Below are 19,298 nucleotides of genomic sequence, written 5' to 3' on the forward strand. Positions count from 1 at the left end.
GCAGCGCCCGAAGGACGCTGCAACCCCGCGATGCGTGCGTTCGTGCCTGTTCCGGATCAGGCCGGCTGCGCTTCCGGCCTCTGCACCGGCCGCTCGACGATCGGCAGGTTGATCAGCGCCGAGGCAACGCCGAGCGCGACCGAGAGCCACCAGACGAACTGGTAGTTGCCCATCGATTCGTAGAGCACGCCGCCCAGCCAGACACCGAGGAAACCACCGACCTGATGCGAGAAGAAGGCGAAGCCATAGAGCATCGCCATGTACTTCGTGCCGAACATCAGCATGACCAGCGAGGAGGTCGGCGGCACGGTCGAGAGCCAGAACAGGCCGATGACCACGCCGAAGGTCAGCGCTGTCAGCGGGCTCGGCGGGATCAGGATGAAGGCGGCGATCGCAACCGCGCGGCCGAGATAGATCCAGGCCAGCAGATGGCGCTTCGGCATTCGCGTCGAGAGCCAGCCGGAAGAGAGCGAGCCGACGGCATTGGCGAGGCCGATCACGGCGAGCGTCCAGCCGCCGACCCAGGCCGGCAGGCCGGTGTCGCGCAGATAGGCGGGCATATGCACGGTGATGAAGGCGAGCTGGAAGCCGCAGGTGAAGAAGCCAAGCACGAGCAGCACGTAGCTGCGGTGCTTGAACGCTTCCGTCAGCGCCTGCATCACCGTCTGATTCGGCAGATTGGCGGCGGCCGCGCCAGCCCCCGAGCCGAGCTTGCGCGTCGCCAGGATCACCGAGATCGGCAGCACCGGCAGCAGGGTGACGGCGAAGACGACCAGCGCCTGCTGCCAGCCGAGCGTGTCGATCAGGATGTTGCCGATCGGCGGGAACAGGAACTGCCCGAAGGAACCGGCGGCCGTGCCCGCGCCGAAGGCCATCGGCCGCCACTGCTCCGGCAGGAGCTTGCCGAAGGCGGCCAGCACGAGATTGAACGAGCAGGCCGAAAGACCGAAGCCGATCAGCACGCCGGCGCCGAGATGGAGCTGCAGCGGGGTCGTGGCATAGGCCATGACCACGAGACCAGCGGCATAGAGCAGCGCGCCGACGCAGAGCACGCGCACCGTGCCGTAGCGGTCGGCGATGGCGCCTGCGAAGGGAGCGCCGAGGCCCCAGAGCAGGTTCTGGATCGCCAGCGCCAGACTAAAGGTATCGCGACCCCAATGGAACTGCAGCGTCATCGGGATCTGGAACAGGCCAGCGCTGGCGCGTGGACCGAAGGTGATGAGCGCGATCAGGCAGCCTGCCGCGACGATGATTTCCGGCGCGTAGCTGCGCGCCGGCTTGGAGCTTGCCGGGATGGAGCTCATGGATTTCTCCGAAACCTCGAATGTGTGGTTACACGTTAGCGGCTCGCCCATGCGGCAACCAGCGCGTTTTCGTGAAATCCGGCATCACAGACCGATATGGACAGACACTCCATAGGCGCCGTTAACCGCCGCTCAACCTTACCGAGGCGATAACGGATTCCAACGAAGACCCGGGAATCGCCTGCCGTCTTCGGTTCCGTGTCGCCGGGACGGGTGCGTCGTTTTGAGTCATTTGCGTCTTCACAGACGGAAGCGTGGCGGGCGAGCGCCGGGGCTCAGATGGGCCGCGGCCACGGCTGCGCCCTGGGCTTTGTCGGTCGGGCTGCTGGTGTCCTTCACCGCCTCGGCCGGGCAGAATTTCGGTCCGACCGGCCTGCCCTCCAGCCTGATCTCGCGAACCAATCCCGGCCCCGCTTCGGAACTGGCGGAAGGTCCCTCGATGCTGGTAGCGGCGAGCGCGTTCCGATTGCCGGGGCTGGCCCTGACGTCCGCCATCGTGCGCACGAGCCTGTCTTTCGAGGATCCGGAGCGGCGCATCGTCGTGGACCCGCGCCAGCCGCGCGAGGACCTGAAGCGTGCGGCAAACGGTTTTCCGGACGTCGATCGCACCGCCAAGGGCGACATGCTGCCGAGCCTGCGACCGGGCCTGACCGAGCATCCTTCGGTCGAGCTCGAACGCGTGGTCTTCGGCGACACACAGCCCAAGCTCATCTCGGGCGGCTTCTCGCTCGACGCGATGCGCGCGGCCGAGGCCGTCGAAGGCCCGCCGAGCAGCTTCGAACCTTACCCCATCGATGAAGGGGTGACCGATCCCGCCTTGTCGGATTCCTCGCCGGTCTCGCTGAAGCCGAAGATCACCTCGGCCCGGCAGGCGGAACTCTATCTCGACAGCATCGACGGCTCCTCCCCCTCGGTGCCCGCAGCCTTGCAGGGCAGCTCTGCGACGCCGCGCTCGGCAATCGCCATGGCCGAGATCACACCGCCTGCCTTGCCCGCGCATGGCGCGCAGTCGGCGGCGCGCATCGCACTGGTTTCTGCGCCGGCCACCCGCGACCTGCGCCTCGCCGCCCCGGGCGAGCGGCAGATCTATACCGGGCTGATCGCGCCGGAGAACATGGCGCGTGAGCAGCGCTGTCTGGCCGAAGCTGTCTATTTCGAGGCCCGTTCGGAATCGGCCGAAGGACAGGCAGCGGTCGCGCAGGTGGTGCTCAACCGGGTGAAGAGCGGGCTCTATCCAAGCAGCGTCTGCGGCACTGTCTACCAGAATGCCAACCGCTATCTCTCCTGCCAGTTCACCTTCGCCTGCGAAGGCAAGTCGCTGCGCATCACCGAGCCCGGGCCGTGGCGTGACGCCGTGCGGATCGCCCGCGAGGTCTACGAAGGCGCGACCTACCTCGCCGAGGTCGGAGCCTCGACGCATTACCATGCCAAATACGTCCGGCCCTACTGGGCGAAACGGCTGAAAAAAATGGACACTATCGGTCAGCACGTCTTCTACCAGCTCCGGCCGGGCCAGAGCTGATCACTCAAATACGAGCGATTCCATTCACTTGCGCGCAAGCTGGATGAAAGCCGCGCGATAGTGGATTTGGTTAATTTTACCTTGTTTTAGCGTTTACCTTGCGTTCATCACCCGGAGCGGGCTTCCTGACCCCAACGAACGGCGCAAAGTCGCCGGAACCGACAGGTCAGGTCCAACATGGTGCGCTCGCTCTCTTCCCGGCGTTTCCTCGCCGCTTCGGCATTCACGACCGTTCTTCTGCTCGGCGCTGGCGCAGCCGAGGCCGGTGGCTGCCGCGGCTCCGCCTGCTACAACCTCGTCAATACGCCGCCGGTCTACGGCACCATCGACGAGACCTATCAGGTCCAGCCCTCGCAAGTGCAGCGCCGTGTCATCCCGGCCGAATACGAGACCGTCACCGACAATGTGATGATCGCGCCGGCCCGCCAGATCCCGCATCACCGCGCCGCGGTCTACGAGACCGTCACCGAGAAGGTGTTGATCTCACCGGCGACGCGGCGCTGGGAAGTCACCCGCGATGCCTGGGGCAACACCGTCGGCTGCTGGGTCGATGTCCCGGCGCAGTACGGCTACCAGAGCCGCCGGGTCGAGGTTTCGCCGGCAACCGTCGAATACGAGACGGTTCCGGCCGTCTACACGCAGCGTCAGCGCAAGGTGATGGTGCGTGCCACCCAGGTCGTGCGGGAAGAGATTCCCGCCGTCTATGCGACGCGGCAGCGCCAGGTTCTGGTCAGCCCGGGTTCGCAGTACTGGTCCCGCGCCCATTACTGAGCGCGGCTCCAGAGAGTTTCAGGTAGACCCTTTATCCACGGAACGACCACTTCCACCCCGGCTTCGCGCCGGGGTTTTTTCTTGCCGGGATCAAGGGAAACCGGCCCTCGCGCTCTCAGAAGTAGCGTTCGCCGAGCAGGAGGACGCAAACACCGGTAACGAAGGCGAGGAAGCGGGCGGGCATGCCGACCAGCGTGCCGGGCGAGCGCCCGGCAGCGTAGCCGACCAGCAATTCCGTGAGGCCAAGCCCCAGCAGCACGATGACGAAAGGCGGAAAGGCCCCGTCGCGGACGACAAGGCCGGCCTTCGCGGCAAAGGCGACGATGGCGCCGAGAATGGCGCCCAACGCGACGAAAAGGAGTTCGTTCCGCGACAGGCGCATCGCTGCGATCAGCGGCGGCGGAAGTTCTGACGCGGCGGGCCGCCGGGGGCCGGGCCGGCCGTCTTCTGGCGGAAGTTGATGCGGCCGCGATCGAGATCGTAAGGCGACATCTCGACGATGACGCGGTCGCCCGCGATCGTGCGGATGCGGTTCTTCTTCATCTTGCCGGCCGCATAGGCCAGGATCACGTGGTCGTTGTCGAGCTTGACCCGGTAGTTGCCGTCCGGGAGCACCTCGACCACGGTGCCGTCGAATTCAAGCAGTTCTTCTTTCGCCATCTGTCGTCCTTCGTGAGCCCTTTGGCGCGGAGGCGGGCCTTCATGGGAGAGGCCCGCCCTGTTCTGACCGATCGCGCGTCAGCGCGCGCGCCGCCGGGCGCCGTTGGTGCGTGGTTGCTGTGTTCTTTGCTGCAAGAACGCGACGCCGCCAAGCCCTTCTTTCGCGGAACCCGCTTCTTTTCGCTGCTGACCCTGCTCGGGACGCTGCGTGCGTTCCGGATTGCGGGGCCGATGCTCGTGCCGGTCCGTCCGCTCGGGCCGAGGGGCGCCGCCGGCATGATTGCGGTGGCCGCCCTGCTCGGTGCGCTTGCCGTCCTGCCGCTTGGGTTGGCCCTGCGGCCTGCCCTGCCCCTGCGGGCGCGCCTGCTGCTGGCCGCGACCGCCGCGGTTCTGCTGCGGCTTCTTCGGCGTGCGGCCGTCCCAGTAGGGCACCTCGCCGATCGGCGTCGGCTTGATGCCGGTCAGCTTCTCGATGGCGGCGAGGTCGCCACGCTCTTCCGGCGTGCAGAAGGCGATGGCGAGGCCGGCGGCGCCGGCGCGCGCGGTGCGGCCGATGCGGTGGACATAGGTCTCAGGCACGTTCGGCAGGTCGTAGTTCACGACATGGCTGACGCCGTCGACATCAATGCCCCGCGCCGCAATGTCGGTCGCGACGAGAATGCGCAGGGAGCCGTCGCGGAAGGCGCCGAGCGCGCGCTCGCGCTGGCCCTGGCTCTTGTTGCCATGGATCGCGGCCGCCTCGATGCCGGACTGGCCGAGCTGGCGCACGACCTTGTCGGCGCCGTGCTTGGTGCGGGTGAAGACGATGGCGCGCTCGAGCTCGGGCACGTTCAGCGTCTTCGCCAGCAGCGCCGGCTTGTCGTTCGGCTCGGTGAAGATGACGCGCTGGTCGATCTTCTCGGCGGTGGTCGCAACCGGCGTCACCGCGACCTCGACCGGGTCGGTCAGGTAGGCGGAGGCGATCTCGCGGATCGGCTTCGGCATGGTCGCCGAGAAGAGCAGCGTCTGGCGCTCCTTCGGGATCAGGGTCGCGATGCGGCGCAGCGCATGGATGAAGCCGAGGTCGAGCATCTGGTCGGCCTCGTCGAGAACGAGGAACTCGATCTCGCGCAGCGAGACGGCGCGCTGGTCGACGAGGTCGAGCAGCCGGCCAGGCGTGGCGACGAGGATGTCGACCTTGTCGCCGAGCGCGCGGATCTGCTTGCCGACGGGAACGCCACCGAAGATCACGGTCGACTTCAGCGTGGTGAACTGGCCGTAGGCCCGGATCGAGGTCTCGATCTGGGCGGCAAGCTCGCGCGTCGGCGACAGGATGAGCACACGCACGGCCCGCGGCGAGACGCGCCGCGGCGTCGCCAGCAGCCGGTGGAGCATCGGCAGCGCGAAGGCCGCCGTCTTGCCGGTGCCGGTCTGGGCCGCGCCGAGCAGGTCACGGCCCTGCAGGATGTGGGGGATGGCCTGCGCCTGGATCGGCGTAGGCGTCTCATAGCCCTCGGCCGCGAGCGCTTTGAGAAGCGGCTCGGCGAGGCCGAGATCGGTAAACTTGGTCAAGAAAGGTCTTTCTGGGCGCCGTGATGACGGGGGGCGCATGTGGTTTCGGCTGCGCCGCCGGCCCGTACCCGGCCTGGATATCAAAGAATCGGTCTTGCCGGCGAACCGCTAGCCACAGCGCCGGCAAGTTTGTCGTAGAACCGGGCGGCCATGGGCACACCCGGTCGATGGGCTATATCACTCGGCGACGAGGTTGCCGGCCGAGGTCTTGCCGGTCTTGCGGTCGGCGACCATCTCGAAGGAGACGACCTGGCCTTCGCGCAGCTCGCGCAGGCCAGCGCGCTCGACGGCGGAGATGTGGACGAAAACGTCCTGGCCGCCGTTCTCAGGGGTGATGAAGCCGTAGCCCTTGGTGGCGTTGAACCACTTCACGGTGCCCTTGTTCATGGCAATAGTCCTTGCATTCAGATCCCGCGTCTATCGTGATGACACAACGGGACGCGCGGACGCCTCGCCATGGCCTTGTAGCGATGTGTGGTGGATCTGATTCATGCCCACAAGCCGGAGGAACCAGCAAGCGGAGGAGTGGCCAGAACCCGGCCGCATCTCGTCTTACATCGGTGTGGGTAGCACAAAATGCAAGGAGGGTCCAGTTTGCCTCCCGCAAGCGGCCGGAACACCCGGCGAGAGCGGGTGTTGGACTGGCAGAAGGAGGGTCGGACCATGCCGGTGACACTCAGGAGCTCCTGCCGCTGCGAGGCGGTTCGCTTCTCGGTCGAGAGCCATGCTCCCGTCCCCTATCAGCTCTGCTACTGCTCGATCTGCCGCAAGACGGCCGGGGGCGGCGGCTTCGCGATCAACCTGTCCGCCGTGGCCGCGACCTTGAACGTCACGGGTGACGAATCCATCGGCCGCTTCAACGCCGAAATCTGCGACGATGGCGGCCATTGCGAACGATCGCAGGCACAGCGCCGCTTCTGTACCCGCTGCGGAGCGGCCCTTTGGCTGTTCGATCCGCGGTGGCCGGAGCTGCTGCACCCCTTCGCCTCGGCTATCGACAGCGACCTGCCGCCGCCCCCCGAGAAGACGCACATCATGCTGCGCTTCAAGGCCAGTTGGGTCGAGCCGGCAATCGGGCCGAGCGACCAGAGCTTCGAGGAGTATCCCGAGGAATCGATCGAGGACTGGCACCGCAGGCACGGCCTATGGGTCGACTGAGCACCCGCGCCGGGCGACGCCCGGGCTACCGGACGAGCTGCCCGACAAGGCCCCGCAAAGGACCGAGATCCGGTATGGCGCGATAGCGCGCGTGCCCGGTCGGCTCCTCGGCATGTTCCAGCACCCAGGTCAGGGCGTGCGGGACATGAACCGCCCACGAGCCCGCCTCCAGCGCCGGCAGGATATCCGATCTCAGCGAATTTCCGACCATCATCGCCTGCCCTGCCCCATCGCCGTGGCGGGCGAAGATGCGTTCATAGGTGGCGGGCTTCTTGTCACTCACGATCTCGACCGCATGAAAGAAGTCGCCGAGGCCGGACTGGGCCAGCTTGCGCTCCTGGTCGAAGAGATCGCCCTTGGTGATCAGCACCAGCCGATAATCGCTGGAGAGCGCCTCGAGCGTCTCATGGACATGCGGCAAGGTCTCGACCGGATGGGCCGCCATCTCGCGGCCGGCGGCGAGGATCTCGCCGATCACGGCCGCCGGCACCTGCCCCTTGGTGATCTCGATCGCCGTCTCGATCATCGAGAGCACGAAACCCTTGATGCCGAAACCATAGAAGCCGAGGTTGCGCTTCTCCGCCTCGAGCAGGCGCCCCGAAATCTCGGCCGCCTCGCCATGCGCGCCGAGCAGCGCGACGAAACGATCCTCCGTCATCCGGAAGAACTGCTCGTTCTGCCAGAGCGTGTCGTCGGCATCGAAGCCGATGGTGGTGAGGTGCGGCATGGCTCGCAATGCCCTCAGCCCGAGGCGAAACAGGAAGGGGGCAGCGCTTGCCCCTCCCATTCGGCATAGGCGTCGCTCGACAGCACCCGGACCGTCACAGGTATCTCGTCGGTGCCGGGCGACGCGGCCTGATCACCGACCTCTCCCGGTGGCAACTTGATGATGGCTTCCTCGATCCGCCCGGGAATCCCGCTCAAGTCCAGACCGAATTGCGGCAGCCGCCATGGGCGGATCTTGTCGCCCGCCGTCACCAGCAGGCGCACCGGCGTATCGGCCGGGAGCACCAGCGTTCCGTTCACGACACAATCGTCGTCGGAGCCCGCCCCTCCCGGCTGGAGGTAATCGTAACGCCAGCCTTGCGGCGTGCCGGTCGCGAGGATGCGGCGCGACGGCTCCGGCTCTTGCGGATTGCTTTGCACGAGCAACTCCAGCGCCTCGCGGCAAGGCTTCTGCATCGCGGCAGGCTGCCCGCTGCAAAGATCGGGCGTCTGCGCCACCGATGGGGCGGCAGAACCGCAGACCAAGGCGAGCAGCAACCCGCCGAAGCTGGTGAGCCGCCCACCCGTCACGGCTCAGCCATCCTTCGGCTTGATCGCGCCCAGCGCCGCCTGCGCGGCGGCAAGCCGCGCGATCGGCACGCGGAAGGGCGAGCAGGAGACGTAGTCGAGGCCGACGCTCTCGCAGAAACCGATCGAGGCCGGATCGCCACCATGCTCGCCGCAGATGCCGAGCTTGATATCGCCCCGCGTCTTGCGGCCACGCTCGGCGGCGAGCTTCACCAATTCGCCGACGCCGTCCTGATCGATGGTGACGAAGGGATCGGCGTCGAGCAGGCCCTTAGCGGTGTAGGAACCGAGGAAGGAGGAGGCGTCGTCGCGCGAGATACCAAGCGTCGTCTGGGTCAGGTCGTTGGTGCCGAAGGAGAAGAACTCCGCGCTCTCGGCGATCTCGGCCGCGCGCAGGGCAGCGCGCGGCAGTTCGATCATCGTGCCGACCTGATAGTCGATCTTGGTGCCGCTCTCCTCGATCACAGCCTTGGCCATGGCGTCGATGCGGCCCTTGACGAGGTCGAGCTCCGGTTTGCCCATGACGAGCGGCACCATCACCTCGGGGATCACCGGCTTGCCGGTCTCCTTGGCGGCGATGACGGCAGCCTCGAAGATGGCGCGCGCCTGCATCTCGGCGATTTCGGGGAAGGCGACGGCCAGGCGGCAGCCGCGGAAGCCGAGCATCGGATTGAACTCGTGCAGCTCGGCCGCACGCTGGCGCAACGCATCGGAAGAGACACCGAGCGCCGCGGCGACCTCGGCGATCTCCTTGTCGCCATGCGGCAGGAACTCGTGCAGCGGCGGGTCGAGCAGGCGGATCGTCACCGGCAACCCGCTCATGATGGTGAAGAGCTGGACGAAGTCCTGGCGCTGCACCGGCAGCAGCTTGGCGAGGGCTGCCCGCCTGCCCTTGTCGTCCTGGGCGAGGATCATCTCTCGCACCGCCTGGATGCGGTTTTCGTCGAAGAACATGTGCTCGGTGCGGCAGAGGCCGATGCCCTCGGCGCCGAACTCGCGGGCGGTCTTGGCATCCTCCGGCGTCTCGGCATTGGCGCGGACCTTGAGGCGGCGGACCTTGTCGGCCCAGCCCATCAGCGTCGCGAACTCGCCGGAGAGCTCCGGCTTCTGCATCTTCACTTCGCCGAGCAGCACCTGGCCGTTGCCGCCGTCGATGGTGACGAAATCGCCGGCCTTCAGCGTGGTCGGGCCGACCGAGAGCGTGCCCTTGGCGTAGTCGACGCGGATCTGGCCGGCGCCGGAGACGCAGGGCTTGCCCATGCCGCGCGCCACGACCGCCGCATGCGAGGTCATGCCGCCGCGCGTGGTGAGGATGCCTTCGGCGGCGTGCATGCCGTGGATGTCCTCAGGCGAGGTCTCGACGCGGACGAGGATGACCTTCTTGCCGGCCTTCTTCGCGGCTTCGGCATCGTCCGAGTTGAAGACGATCTCGCCCGCGGCAGCACCGGGCGAAGCCGGCAGGCCGGTGGTCAGCACGCGGCGCTCGGCCTTGGGGTCGATGGTCGGATGCAGGAGCTGGTCGAGGGCCGAAGGCTCGACGCGGCCGACGGCCTCCTCCTGCGTGATCAGGCCTTCGGTGGCGAGATCGACCGCGATCCTCAGCGCCGCCTTGGCGGTGCGCTTGCCGGAGCGGGTCTGCAACATCCAGAGCTTGCCCTCCTGGATGGTGAATTCCATGTCCTGCATGTCGCGGTAGTGCTTCTCGAGGATGCCGTAGATGCGGACGAGCTCCGCATAGGCCTCCGGCATCGCCATCTCCATCGACGGCTTGTCGGAACCTGCCTCCTTCTTGGCCTTCTCGGTGATGTCCTGCGGCGTGCGGATACCGGCGACGACGTCCTCGCCCTGGGCGTTGATCAGGAACTCGCCATAGAGCGCGTTCTCGCCGGTCGAGGGATTGCGGGTGAAGGCGACGCCGGTCGCGGAGGTGTCGCCCATGTTGCCGAACACCATCGACTGGACGTTGACCGCCGTGCCCCAGCTCGCCGGAATGCTGTTGAGCTCGCGATACTTGATGGCGCGGGCGTTCATCCAGGAGGAGAAGACGGCGCCGACGGCGCCCCAGAGCTGCTTTTCCGGCTCCTGCGGGAAGTCGGAGCCGAGCGCCTTCTTGACGATGTCCTTGTACTTGCCGACCAGCACCTTCCAGTCGGCTGCCGACAGGTCGGTGTCGAGATGAAGGCCCTTGCGCTCCTTGTAATCCTCCAGCGCCTCCTCGAAGAGGCCGTGGTCGATATCGAGCACGACGTTGGAATACATGGTGATGAAGCGGCGATAGCTGTCCCAGGCGAAGCGCTCGTCGCCCGAGGCCTTCGCGACGGCCTCGACCGTCTCGTCGTTGAGGCCGAGATTGAGGACAGTGTCCATCATGCCCGGCATCGAGGCGCGCGCGCCGGAGCGGACCGAGACGAGCAGCGGGTTGGCGGCATCGCCGAAGGTCTTGCCGGTCAGCTTGGCCATGCCGGCGAGCGCGGCTTTTACCTGCCCGTCCAGATCGGCCGGGAACTGCTTGCCGTGGTCGTAATAATAGGTGCAGACCTCGGTGGTGATGGTAAAGCCGGGAGGGACAGGCAGGCCCAGATTGCTCATCTCGGCCAGGTTCGCGCCCTTGCCGCCGAGCAGGTTCTTCATTCCTGCCTCACCCTCGGCCTTGCCGTCACCGAAGGCGTAGACCCACTTCCCACCTGCCATCACTTAAACCTCTTCGTTTGCGGCCGGACGTCAACAACGCCTCGGCAATGCGAAAGTTTCGTGTGCGAGCCGCCGATGCCCTATGGGCAGCGGCGGCGGGATGAGGCGGTCATGCCCAAAACGACATGAACAATCAATGAGCAGGTGCAACAAACTTCCCGCAGCTGCACAAGCGGCGACGCTTCATTTCGTGGCCCGCTCGCGCGCTGCGCGCGGCCAGCGCAGGGGCCAGGCGACGATGCGTTCAGTTACCTCGTCATCCGGCACCTCGTCCTCATTGGCGAAGACACGGCCGCGCACGGAAATTCCGGCCGCGACGACGGTTTCCGGATCGCCCGAAACGAGCGGGTGCCACCAGGGCAGGTCCTTGCCCTCGGCGACCAGGCGATAGGCGCAGGTCGGCGGCAGCCAGGGCAGCGTACGCACCTCCTGCGGCGTCAGCGTGACGCAATCGGGAACCTCGCGCGAGCGGTTCGCATAGTCGCGGCAGCGGCAGGTTCCGGCGTCGAACAGGCGGCAGCCGACATCGGTGGCGAAGAGGCGGCCGGTATCCTCATCCTCGAGCTTGACGAGGCAGCAGCGCCCGCAGCCGTCGCAGAGCGACTCCCACTGCGTGGCATCCATCGCCTCCAGCGGCGTGGTCCGCCAGAACGGCTCGCTTGTGGCGGTTTTCGACGTCATGGCAGGCTTATGCGCCGATGTGCCCCAAGATGGAAGAGGAGCCCATCGAGGGGCGGCCATGTGCCAGTCCGGGACAGGCTTTCTGGCGCGCGTCCTGCACTTCGGAAAGAATTCTGCTCATGCTGCCCTTATCGCAGCGCGCGTCGTGATTATGTGTCCAGTCCTGGACGCTCTCCTGTTGCCAAGGCGGCGATCGCGCGGCAGGACTGTGTCGGGGGCCATTCGGGAAGCCTGGAACGGCCATGGAGTTCAGGAAGGCAGGCTGGAGAACGCGGCTGAAGCGCTATGCGCTCGCTGCCGATTCATGGCTGGATGCCGGTCTGTGGGGCGCAGGGCGCCGGGCCGGCGAGATCTATGAGCGCATCCGCAGCCACGCCGACCGCCTGACCGTTACCGGCCCCAAACGCATCGCGGCCGAATTCGCCAGCGAAGGGCTGAACATCGGCATCGTCGGCGCACTCTTCCTGCTGATGCTGTCGCTCCCGGCCTTTCGGATCGGCAATGAGGAGGCGCTGAAAAGCCAGGTCCTCGCCGTCTCCTTCCTCGATCGCTACGGCAACCCGATCGGCCACCGCGGCGCACGGCACGACGACTCGCTGAAGCTCGAGGAAATGCCGGATCATCTGCTGAAAGCGGTGATCGCGACCGAGGATCGGCGCTTCTACGACCATTTCGGCATCGACCTGATCGGCACCTTCCGAGCCGTCACAGTGAATGCGCGCGCCTCCGGCGTGGTCCAGGGCGGCTCGTCGCTGACGCAGCAGCTCGCCAAGAACCTGTTCCTGTCCAACGAACGCTCGCTCGACCGCAAGATCAAGGAAGCCTTCCTGGCGCTCTGGCTGGAAGCCCGGCTGAGCAAGAACGAGATCCTCAAGCTCTATCTAGACCGTGCCTATATGGGCGGCGGCACCTTCGGCGTCGCGGCGGCGGCGGAATACTACTTCGGCAAGTCGGTGAAGGACGTCTCGCTGGCCGAGGCGGCGATGCTCGCCGGCCTGTTCAAGGCGCCGACGAAATACGCCCCGCACGTCAACCTGCCGGCTGCCCGTGCCCGGGCCAACGACGTGCTCAACGCCATGGTCGATGCCGGCTTCATGACTGCCGGCCAGGTCGACAGCGCCAAGCGCAACCCGGCGACGCCGGTCGATCGCAAGCGCGATTCCAGCCCCGACTACTATCTCGACTGGGCCTTCGACCAGGTGAAGGAGCTGGCCGAGGAAGGCAAGCTCGGCTCCGACCGCGTGCTCACCGTCAAGACGCCACATGACGCCGCGATCCAGGAGCGCGCCGACGAGGCTGTCGAAGCGATCCTGCGCCAGCACGGGCCAGCTTATCGCGTGAAGCAGGCGGCGACGGTGGTGATGGATCCCGACGGCGCCGTGCGCGCCATCGTCGGTGGGCGCGACTATGGCGCGAGCCAGTTCAACCGCGCGACGGCGAGCCTGCGCCAGCCCGGTTCCTCCTTCAAACCCTATGTCTATGCGACGGCGCTGTCCGCCGGGCTCTACAAGCCGAATACGATCGTCACTGACCGGCCTGTCTGCATCGGCAACTGGTGCCCGAAGAATTACGGCGGCTCGTTCTCGGGCTCGATGCCGCTCTATGTGGCGCTGGCGAAGTCGATCAACTCGATCCCGGTGCAGATGTCGATCGCGATCGGCCGTGCCACCGGCGAGACGCATGAGGCCCGCGCGGCCGCGATCGGCCGCAAGAAGATCGTCGCGATGGGTCATGCGATGGGGCTGACGACGCCGCTGACCGACACGGTCTCGCTGCCGATCGGCGCGGCGGAGGTGACCGTGATCGACCAGGCCGCCGGCTATGCCGTCTTCGCCAATGGCGGCAAGCGCGCGAAGCCCTATGCCGCGATCGACATCTACAACTCGCAGGGCGAGCTGATCTACAACCATGATCGCAACGAGCCCGAGCCGCAGCAGGTCCTGACGACGCAGGTCGTCCAGGACATGAACTTCATGCTCTCCAAGGTGCCGACCGAAGGCACTGGCCGGCGCGCCGCGCTCGACGGGGTGGTGGGCGCTGGCAAGAGCGGCACGACCAACGGCTACAAGGATGCCTGGTATGTCGGCTACACCGGCAACCTCGTCGAGGCGGTCTGGTTCGGCAACGACGATTCTTCCGAGACGGCGAACCTGACCGGCGGATCGCTGCCGGCGATGACCTTCAAGGAGATCATGCAGTTCGCCCATCAGGGGCTGGAGCTGAAGCCGATCCCGGGCGTGCCGGTCGATCCGAAGGCTGCCACCGTCGCGAAGGCGAATGGCGCGACGCGCGATCCGCTCGGCGCCGGCACGCCGGGCGCCGGCCATATGCCGCGGCAATCCTTCGAGGTGCTGTCCGCCGTCGGCTCGATGTTCAAGACGATCGAGCCGTCGCGCAGCGCCGCCCGACCGGTGCAGGTCGGCATCCGCGAGGTCTCCGGGCTGGAGACCCGGCTGCGCTGACGGTTGGTCGATGTCTCGGTTTGAATGTCGGCGGTGGGGTGGTTGGCTGACCGCCTCCTTCTAGCGACTCGATCGCGTAATGGGCACAGGATGCATGCCGCCGCGCATCAGTTGATGATTTCACCTCGTTCGTCTGAGCGCAGTGCTGTCAGCCGTTCTCTCCACACCTGTAGTGCTTCGGGCGTCAACCTGGTCCAATCTGTGATTTCGCCGGTGACCTTGAGCGGTGCGCTGCTGCGATACGACCGAGTGGGGTTGCCGGGAAACTTCTTGTCGGTCACGTTCGGGTCGTTCTCGAATGTCCCGGTCGGCTCTACGACATAAACACGCGGGACTGCGCGGCCTTCGGTGAGTTCCGCCGCGATTTCAGCGGCAAGCCCGGCACCGTCCACAATGGCAGTGAAGTAGATGTGGTTCATCACCACTTCAGGACGATAGTTCGACCGGTATCCTGCGATGAGGAAATCACCCACGCGCAAATCCGCGATTGTGCCGTGAAAAAACGGTCCCTCGTCCAGCACCCCGGTCATCGTCATCGTCCTTATCTTGTGAGTCTGCTTTTAGTCGATGAGCTAAAGGTGCCAACGTCCACGGCGGGCTGAAACCCAAAACTCAAGCCGAGACACAGCCGGCGGTTGACGGCCCGGGGCGTCGAGGTTCAACTCCGGCGGACTGCGACGCAGCACAGGCGCGGAAGGACAGCGTGCGGATTCTCGATCTCGCCTACATCCTCGGGCTCGGGGCCGGCCTCGGGCTGGTCTCGGCCCATTGGGCGGTCGCCGGCCGGCCATTGGTGGGCAAGGTCGAGGTCGGCTCCTGGATGGCCTGGCCCGGCAGTGGCAGTCGCGATGTCGACCCCTATATGCGGGCCTATCTGGCGCGCGGCGTCCATCTGCCGCTGGGCGCCGGCGAAGGGCTGGAACTGATCGCCGAACGCAGCGACGACGGCGCGCCGCTCGATGGGCGCTGCCGCTATCGGCTGAGCGGCACCGTGCCGACGACACGTGGCTGGACGCTCGGCGTCACGGACGGCGCAGGCCGCCCCTTCCGCCTGCCGCTCGAGCGGGCGAGCTTCACCGATGCGGAGATCGTGCGCGGCGAGGATGGCCGGCTCTCGATTGTCGCTGCGGCAGCGCCGCAGGCCGGCAACTGGCTACCCCTGCCCGCTGGCGGCCGATTCCAGTTCCGTTTGCGCCTCTACGATACGCCGGTCTCCAGCCAGACCGGAGAGACGCGGGCGGCGAATCTGCCGCAAATCGCGCGCATCGATTGCCGATGAGCGCGATCGACCACGACACGGCGCCGCTTTCGCCGAAAGCACCCCTGCCCGTTCCAACGCGCCGGAGCTGGTCGCAGCGATTGCGCTCCGCCGCCGTGCGGCTCGCGATGACGACGCTCGCCGGGCTCATGCTCGCCGCGATCGTGCATATCGCCACGGTCCTGCTGGTCCCGACGCTGTCGCTGCGCGATGCGGCGCATGCCTATCGCCAGCTCGGCGCCGCGGGACATGCGGAGCTCGTACCGCTGCCAACGCGCGCAGCGGAAGCGTCCGCCTTGCAGGAGGCCGATCCGAATGCGGTGACAGCGGTGTGCAGCTACGATCTCTCCACCGGCCCGATGCGGGTCGTCGCCCGGACCGGGACTTTGCCGCTCGGACTTACGCTGCAGCGGCAGGGCGGCGGCGTGATCTACGCCATCACCGACAGGGCGGCGATCCGTGGTGTGCTGGAATTCCTCGTTCTGACGGAAGCGCAATACGACGAGCGTGTCGCCAATGACGAAGAGGGCGAAACGAGCCGCGAGCTGCGCGTGGTGTCCGACACCGAGCGTGGCCTCATCGTCGCGCGCGTGCTCGCCAAGCGCCCCTCCGATCGGGGCGATGCGGAAGCGCTCGCCACCGGCGTCCAATGCGGTCCGGCGAGCTGAGCCTTTCCCGTCGACGGATCAGCCCTTGTAGACGACGGGCCGCTTCGCACCGTCGCCGAAGGTGTCGTTGAGCGGCATCTTGCAGAGTGGACCGGCTTCCGCCTCCAGCGCCATGATGGCGCGTTCCGCCCGGACGGCCTCGCGCGAGGGCATCTCGACCACGAGGTTGGCGAGCGCGTGGCGATAGCTCCTGATGCGGAAATCCAGGCGCTCGCAGACCCAGAGAATCAGGCCCTCATTCTCCACGACGCGGGCCAGCGCCGGCTCCTGCTTCTCCGGCGCAATATCGGGAGAGGCCTCAGCGGTGCGCATCCGCACCCGGTCCATGCCGACCACCCGTGCGGCATTGGCGCGGAACGGGCCGATCAGCAGGCGGTCGGCATTCGCATCCTCGGTCATACGGTTGTAGCGCGAGGCCTGCGAGGCGAAGGACACCGAGGTCAGGCCTCGGAAATAGTCGGAAACGTCGGTCGACTGGGCCGAGACCGGCAGGATGCGCGCATGGGCAAGATTGGACACCTCGCCCTGGAAAACGCTGTGCGAGCTGCCGGGCATGATGAAGCGCCAGGCGCGATCGCGCATCTGTTCCTCGTCATCGGTCAGGCGAAAGGGCGAGGCAGCCTCACCGCGGGCCGACGCCGCGAGAAAGCCGGCCTCGGGCGCCAGAAGCTGCGACCATACGGTCGGCCGCGGGCGGCCGAGATCGCCGGTCGTCGCGGTGCAGGCCGAGGCCAGCAGAGCGAGCAGCAGGGCAGACCCCACCGCGCCGAGACCGAACCCGGCGCACGGCTTTGCAGTCCTGGAGTCGGTCACGCCGGCTGCCTTGCCTTCCTGCGGCTGATCGCCTTGCCGGGAGCCTGGCGGCGGCCGTGCGGCAAGCCGGCCTGCTGCGGCCCGGGCTCGGTGGGACGCTCGTAGCGCACCCCGGTGAAGAACAGAATCTCGGCGTTTTCCTGCGGGAAAGCGCAGGTTCGCGGCTGGTAGCGCCGCCATAGCGCGAAGGGGATGACGTCGGCCATGTGCGCCTCCTTGCTCAGCGCCTGGTTGCGATCACAAGAGCCACGAACGGTGCGGAAGCCGCCCCCGAGTCGCAGCTCTCAAGATCATCAGGCCCGGACATGGTTAACGCGGTCTTAAGCCCTCGGGGATAATCTGAATCTCGACACCGGATTACTGCCTCGATGACCAAGCCCGACGCCCAGGAACTCGCCCGTCTCGCCCGCCTCGCTCGCGAGGGCGGGCTCGACCTCAGCCAGGTGTCGCTGCGGGTCAAGACCGACCTGCTGCTCTCGGCATCATTGCCGCAACGCGACGATCTCGCCGCCTTCTCCGAGATGGCGACGGCCCTGATCCCGACCGTCGACGAGGCAACCGCCGTGATCCTCGCGCGCAAGCTCGCCGGGTGGCGGCATACGCCGGCGCCGGTCCTGCAGGCACTGCGTGCTCGCGGCGGAGCCATCTTCACCGAGCTGCTGCGGCACGGGCTGCCGCTCGGCTCCGCCGAGATCGAGATGCTGGCGGAAACGGGCGATGCCGAAACGCTATCGGCTTTGGCCTCGCGCCCCGACCTGACGAACGTCGCGACGCTCATGCTGGCCGAACGCGATTCTGAAGGCCTCGACCTCGCTCTCATCGCCAACACCGCTGCGCCCCTGCCCCGCACGGCCGCAGCGATCCTGATCGCCCGCTCGCGCCATCGCCCCGCCTATCAACCCGGGCTGCTGCAGCGCACCGAGCTGTCGAACCTCGAACTCGCGCCACTTTTCCTGCGAGCCGATACTGAACGACGGCTCTCCATTCTCGATTCGCTGGCCGCTCTCGAAGCACTGCATCCCAGCGAGCGCTCGCTCCCGATCGCAGCCGCGACCCTTTCGGAATGGCTGGCGCTGGCCAGCGAGGACCGGGAACAGGCTTTCGACGCCATCGCCCGCTCCTTCGGTGGTGGCGCTGCCTTCGCGGAGGCCATGCAGCGCGACTCATCGCGCGAGCTCGCGGCGCTCGCCCTCATCGCGAGCGGTACGACGGTGGAGGAAGCGACCCGCTTCCTGATCCGCCTCGGCGACGAATCCGCCCACTCCGTCGAGCGCATCTTCGCTCTTGTCGCCTTGATGCGCTCGACGCGGCCGGCGATCGCCCGCCGCCTCGTCCAATTGATCGGAGGGCTGGTGCCGGCCGCCCCGCACCGCCGGGGACAGCATCAACCGGCGATGGACCCGAGCGGCACGCCCGTGCGTGCCGGGACCGGAGCGTTCAGGCCGGAAAGCCAGCCGGCGATGTCGGAGATTCTGGGCCGGGTCGGCCCACAGCGGGAGCGTAGCTAGTCGCGCACGAGTTCCAGACGCGGATCGCCCGCCCTGTCCTCGATCTCTACGAGCCACAGGTCCCCGTCGAAGCGCAATTCGCGCGTGACGCGATCCTCGACGGCGAGCGGGTCGGAATCGAGCAGGAGCTGGAAGCGGCGCACGCCGTCATCGGCGGCAAGTGTCTGTGGCGCCGGGCCGTAGAGCGCGGCGGTTCCGTCCAGCCGGTCGAGCTTGACGAAGATCGCGCCGGCCTCGGCGGCACCGCGCCGGCGCAGCACCGCGATCAAGCCATCGAGCGCCGCCTGGCGCAGCCAGGCCGAGACCCAGAACTCGGAGGTCAGACGCGCCATCGCGGCGCCATCCGCCTCAGTTCGAGGCCGTGCGGCGCGGCGCGGCGGCCGAACGGTTCGCCGCGCCGCGGATATCGGCCGGCGGGCGGAAATCACCGCCATTGATCAGATCGGCGATCGGATCACGCGGCGCTGCAACGCGCGGCGCAGGAGCCGCCGCCGGAGCGGGGGCTGGCGCACGCGCGACATTGGTCACCGCAGCCGGCGGTCGCGGCGCAGCCTCGCGCGAGGCGGGCTGGGCCTGCGACAGGTCGTTGGGGCGCGAGGGCGGCAAGCCAGGCCCGAGCAGCGCCGGGATGTCGGCCGGAGGCGCCACCGCGGGAGCTGGCGCAGGGTCGGCACGCCGGGCGGCCGCGGGAGCGCGCGTCTCCTCGGCCGGCGCGGAGTGGGACAGTATCGGGCGCGGGTGGCGCGCCTTCTGGAACATCAGCGCATTGGCGACGATGGCGAGCGAGACGAGGCCGAAGGCGAGGAAGATCAGCGCGCGCCCTGGCCGGCGGCTGGCCATCCGGATGATCTGGACGAACCAAGAGGGCGATTTGCGACGCGCCGGCTGAGCCCGCCGGACCGGGGCGGACAAGGAGGCGCCGGTGCGGGCGCGGGCGGCCATGGTAGCGGACATCGGT

21 protein-coding genes are annotated in these 19,298 nt (G+C 67.4%); 7 read left to right on the forward strand and 14 right to left on the reverse strand.

Translation table 11 applies throughout. The features are described from left to right. Window positions 1-56 precede the first annotated feature (56 nt). A complete protein-coding gene (locus CE453_RS21420; protein ID WP_089176407.1) occupies window positions 57-1,304 on the reverse strand; it encodes an MFS transporter in 1,248 nt (415 codons plus the stop codon). A gap of 328 nt (window positions 1,305-1,632) precedes the next feature. On the opposite strand from CE453_RS21420, the gene CE453_RS21425 reads away from it, so the two are divergent. Next, window positions 1,633-2,826: a cell wall hydrolase gene (locus CE453_RS21425; protein WP_248307827.1), complete on the forward strand. Its 1,194-nt coding sequence runs from the start codon at window positions 1,633-1,635 to the stop codon at window positions 2,824-2,826. A gap of 177 nt (window positions 2,827-3,003) precedes the next feature. Continuing rightward, window positions 3,004-3,597, forward strand: coding sequence for a hypothetical protein (locus tag CE453_RS21430; protein WP_089176409.1), 594 nt, complete (start codon window positions 3,004-3,006; stop codon window positions 3,595-3,597). 115 nt (window positions 3,598-3,712) lie between these two features. Here CE453_RS21430 and CE453_RS21435 read toward each other — a convergent pair whose 3' ends face one another. The 4 genes from CE453_RS21435 to CE453_RS21450 form a co-directional block, all read right to left on the reverse strand. Continuing rightward, window positions 3,713-3,979 carry a hypothetical protein gene (locus CE453_RS21435; RefSeq protein WP_089176410.1) on the reverse strand — a complete coding sequence of 89 codons (267 nt, stop codon included), beginning with the start codon at window positions 3,977-3,979 and terminating at the stop codon, window positions 3,713-3,715. 8 nt (window positions 3,980-3,987) lie between these two features. Then, a complete protein-coding gene (gene infA / locus CE453_RS21440) occupies window positions 3,988-4,257 on the reverse strand; it encodes a translation initiation factor IF-1 (RefSeq protein WP_047578165.1) in 270 nt (89 codons plus the stop codon). A gap of 78 nt (window positions 4,258-4,335) precedes the next feature. Next, window positions 4,336-5,808 (reverse strand): DEAD/DEAH box helicase, encoded by a 1,473-nt coding sequence (locus tag CE453_RS21445; RefSeq protein WP_089176411.1) that lies wholly within the window; start codon window positions 5,806-5,808, stop codon window positions 4,336-4,338. 177 nt (window positions 5,809-5,985) lie between these two features. Beyond that, on the reverse strand, window positions 5,986-6,195 hold the full coding sequence (locus CE453_RS21450; RefSeq protein ID WP_038361128.1) for a cold-shock protein: 210 nt from the start codon (window positions 6,193-6,195) through the stop codon (window positions 5,986-5,988). A gap of 276 nt (window positions 6,196-6,471) precedes the next feature. On the opposite strand from CE453_RS21450, the gene CE453_RS21455 reads away from it, so the two are divergent. Next, the gene (locus CE453_RS21455) at window positions 6,472-6,966 is read left to right on the forward strand and encodes a GFA family protein (protein WP_089178078.1); all 495 of its coding nucleotides are present in this window, start codon (window positions 6,472-6,474) and stop codon (window positions 6,964-6,966) included. Window positions 6,967-6,991: 25 nt separating this feature from the next. Here the strand turns inward: CE453_RS21455 and CE453_RS21460 are convergent, their stop codons facing one another. The 4 genes from CE453_RS21460 to CE453_RS21475 form a co-directional block, all read right to left on the reverse strand. Beyond that, entirely contained in the window at window positions 6,992-7,693 is a 702-nt protein-coding gene (locus tag CE453_RS21460) for an HAD family hydrolase (RefSeq protein ID WP_089176412.1), read from the reverse strand. A 14-nt stretch (window positions 7,694-7,707) separates the two neighbouring features. Then, on the reverse strand, window positions 7,708-8,262 hold the full coding sequence (locus CE453_RS21465; protein ID WP_089176413.1) for a cytochrome c oxidase subunit II: 555 nt from the start codon (window positions 8,260-8,262) through the stop codon (window positions 7,708-7,710). 3 nt (window positions 8,263-8,265) lie between these two features. After that, window positions 8,266-10,950, reverse strand: a complete 2,685-nt coding sequence (gene ppdK / locus CE453_RS21470; protein ID WP_089176414.1) for a pyruvate, phosphate dikinase — start codon at window positions 10,948-10,950, stop codon at window positions 8,266-8,268. Between the two features lie 183 nt (window positions 10,951-11,133). Continuing rightward, on the reverse strand, window positions 11,134-11,631 hold the full coding sequence (locus CE453_RS21475; RefSeq protein ID WP_089176415.1) for a YcgN family cysteine cluster protein: 498 nt from the start codon (window positions 11,629-11,631) through the stop codon (window positions 11,134-11,136). 242 nt (window positions 11,632-11,873) lie between these two features. Here CE453_RS21475 and CE453_RS21480 point away from each other — a divergent pair, with 242 nt between their 5' ends. Continuing rightward, window positions 11,874-14,093: a transglycosylase domain-containing protein gene (locus CE453_RS21480; protein ID WP_089176416.1), complete on the forward strand. Its 2,220-nt coding sequence runs from the start codon at window positions 11,874-11,876 to the stop codon at window positions 14,091-14,093. Between the two features lie 107 nt (window positions 14,094-14,200). Here CE453_RS21480 and arr read toward each other — a convergent pair whose 3' ends face one another. Beyond that, complete coding sequence (arr, locus tag CE453_RS21485) at window positions 14,201-14,629, reverse strand: NAD(+)--rifampin ADP-ribosyltransferase (RefSeq protein WP_198302176.1); 429 nt, start codon at window positions 14,627-14,629, stop codon at window positions 14,201-14,203. 167 nt (window positions 14,630-14,796) lie between these two features. On the opposite strand from arr, the gene CE453_RS21490 reads away from it, so the two are divergent. Both CE453_RS21490 and CE453_RS21495 read left to right on the forward strand, forming a co-directional pair. After that, window positions 14,797-15,372 (forward strand): DUF1214 domain-containing protein, encoded by a 576-nt coding sequence (locus tag CE453_RS21490; protein ID WP_089176417.1) that lies wholly within the window; start codon window positions 14,797-14,799, stop codon window positions 15,370-15,372. After that, the gene (locus tag CE453_RS21495) at window positions 15,369-16,019 is read left to right on the forward strand and encodes a DUF1254 domain-containing protein (RefSeq protein ID WP_089176418.1); all 651 of its coding nucleotides are present in this window, start codon (window positions 15,369-15,371) and stop codon (window positions 16,017-16,019) included. Before CE453_RS21490 ends, CE453_RS21495 begins: the two co-directional genes overlap by 4 nt. An 18-nt stretch (window positions 16,020-16,037) precedes the next feature. Here CE453_RS21495 and CE453_RS21500 read toward each other — a convergent pair whose 3' ends face one another. Together CE453_RS21500 and CE453_RS21505 are read right to left on the reverse strand one after the other, a co-directional pair. Then, complete coding sequence (locus tag CE453_RS21500) at window positions 16,038-16,832, reverse strand: hypothetical protein (protein WP_157733138.1); 795 nt, start codon at window positions 16,830-16,832, stop codon at window positions 16,038-16,040. Next, entirely contained in the window at window positions 16,829-17,038 is a 210-nt protein-coding gene (locus CE453_RS21505; RefSeq protein WP_089176420.1) for a hypothetical protein, read from the reverse strand. The genes CE453_RS21500 and CE453_RS21505 overlap by 4 nt, the downstream gene beginning before the upstream one ends. A 162-nt stretch (window positions 17,039-17,200) precedes the next feature. On the opposite strand from CE453_RS21505, the gene CE453_RS21510 reads away from it, so the two are divergent. Beyond that, complete coding sequence (locus CE453_RS21510; protein ID WP_089176421.1) at window positions 17,201-18,340, forward strand: DUF2336 domain-containing protein; 1,140 nt, start codon at window positions 17,201-17,203, stop codon at window positions 18,338-18,340. Here the strand turns inward: CE453_RS21510 and CE453_RS21515 are convergent. Together CE453_RS21515 and CE453_RS21520 are read right to left on the reverse strand one after the other, a co-directional pair. Then, window positions 18,337-18,672 (reverse strand): DUF1491 family protein, encoded by a 336-nt coding sequence (locus CE453_RS21515; RefSeq protein ID WP_089176422.1) that lies wholly within the window; start codon window positions 18,670-18,672, stop codon window positions 18,337-18,339. The two genes, CE453_RS21510 and CE453_RS21515, sit on opposite strands and share 4 nt — an antisense overlap. Before the next feature lie 16 nt (window positions 18,673-18,688). Next, window positions 18,689-19,294 carry a hypothetical protein gene (locus tag CE453_RS21520; RefSeq protein ID WP_157733139.1) on the reverse strand — a complete coding sequence of 202 codons (606 nt, stop codon included), beginning with the start codon at window positions 19,292-19,294 and terminating at the stop codon, window positions 18,689-18,691. Window positions 19,295-19,298: the final 4 nt, after the last annotated feature.

Source organism: Bosea sp. AS-1 (assembly GCF_002220095.1).
In the GTDB taxonomy this organism is placed as follows: domain Bacteria; phylum Pseudomonadota; class Alphaproteobacteria; order Rhizobiales; family Beijerinckiaceae; genus Allobosea.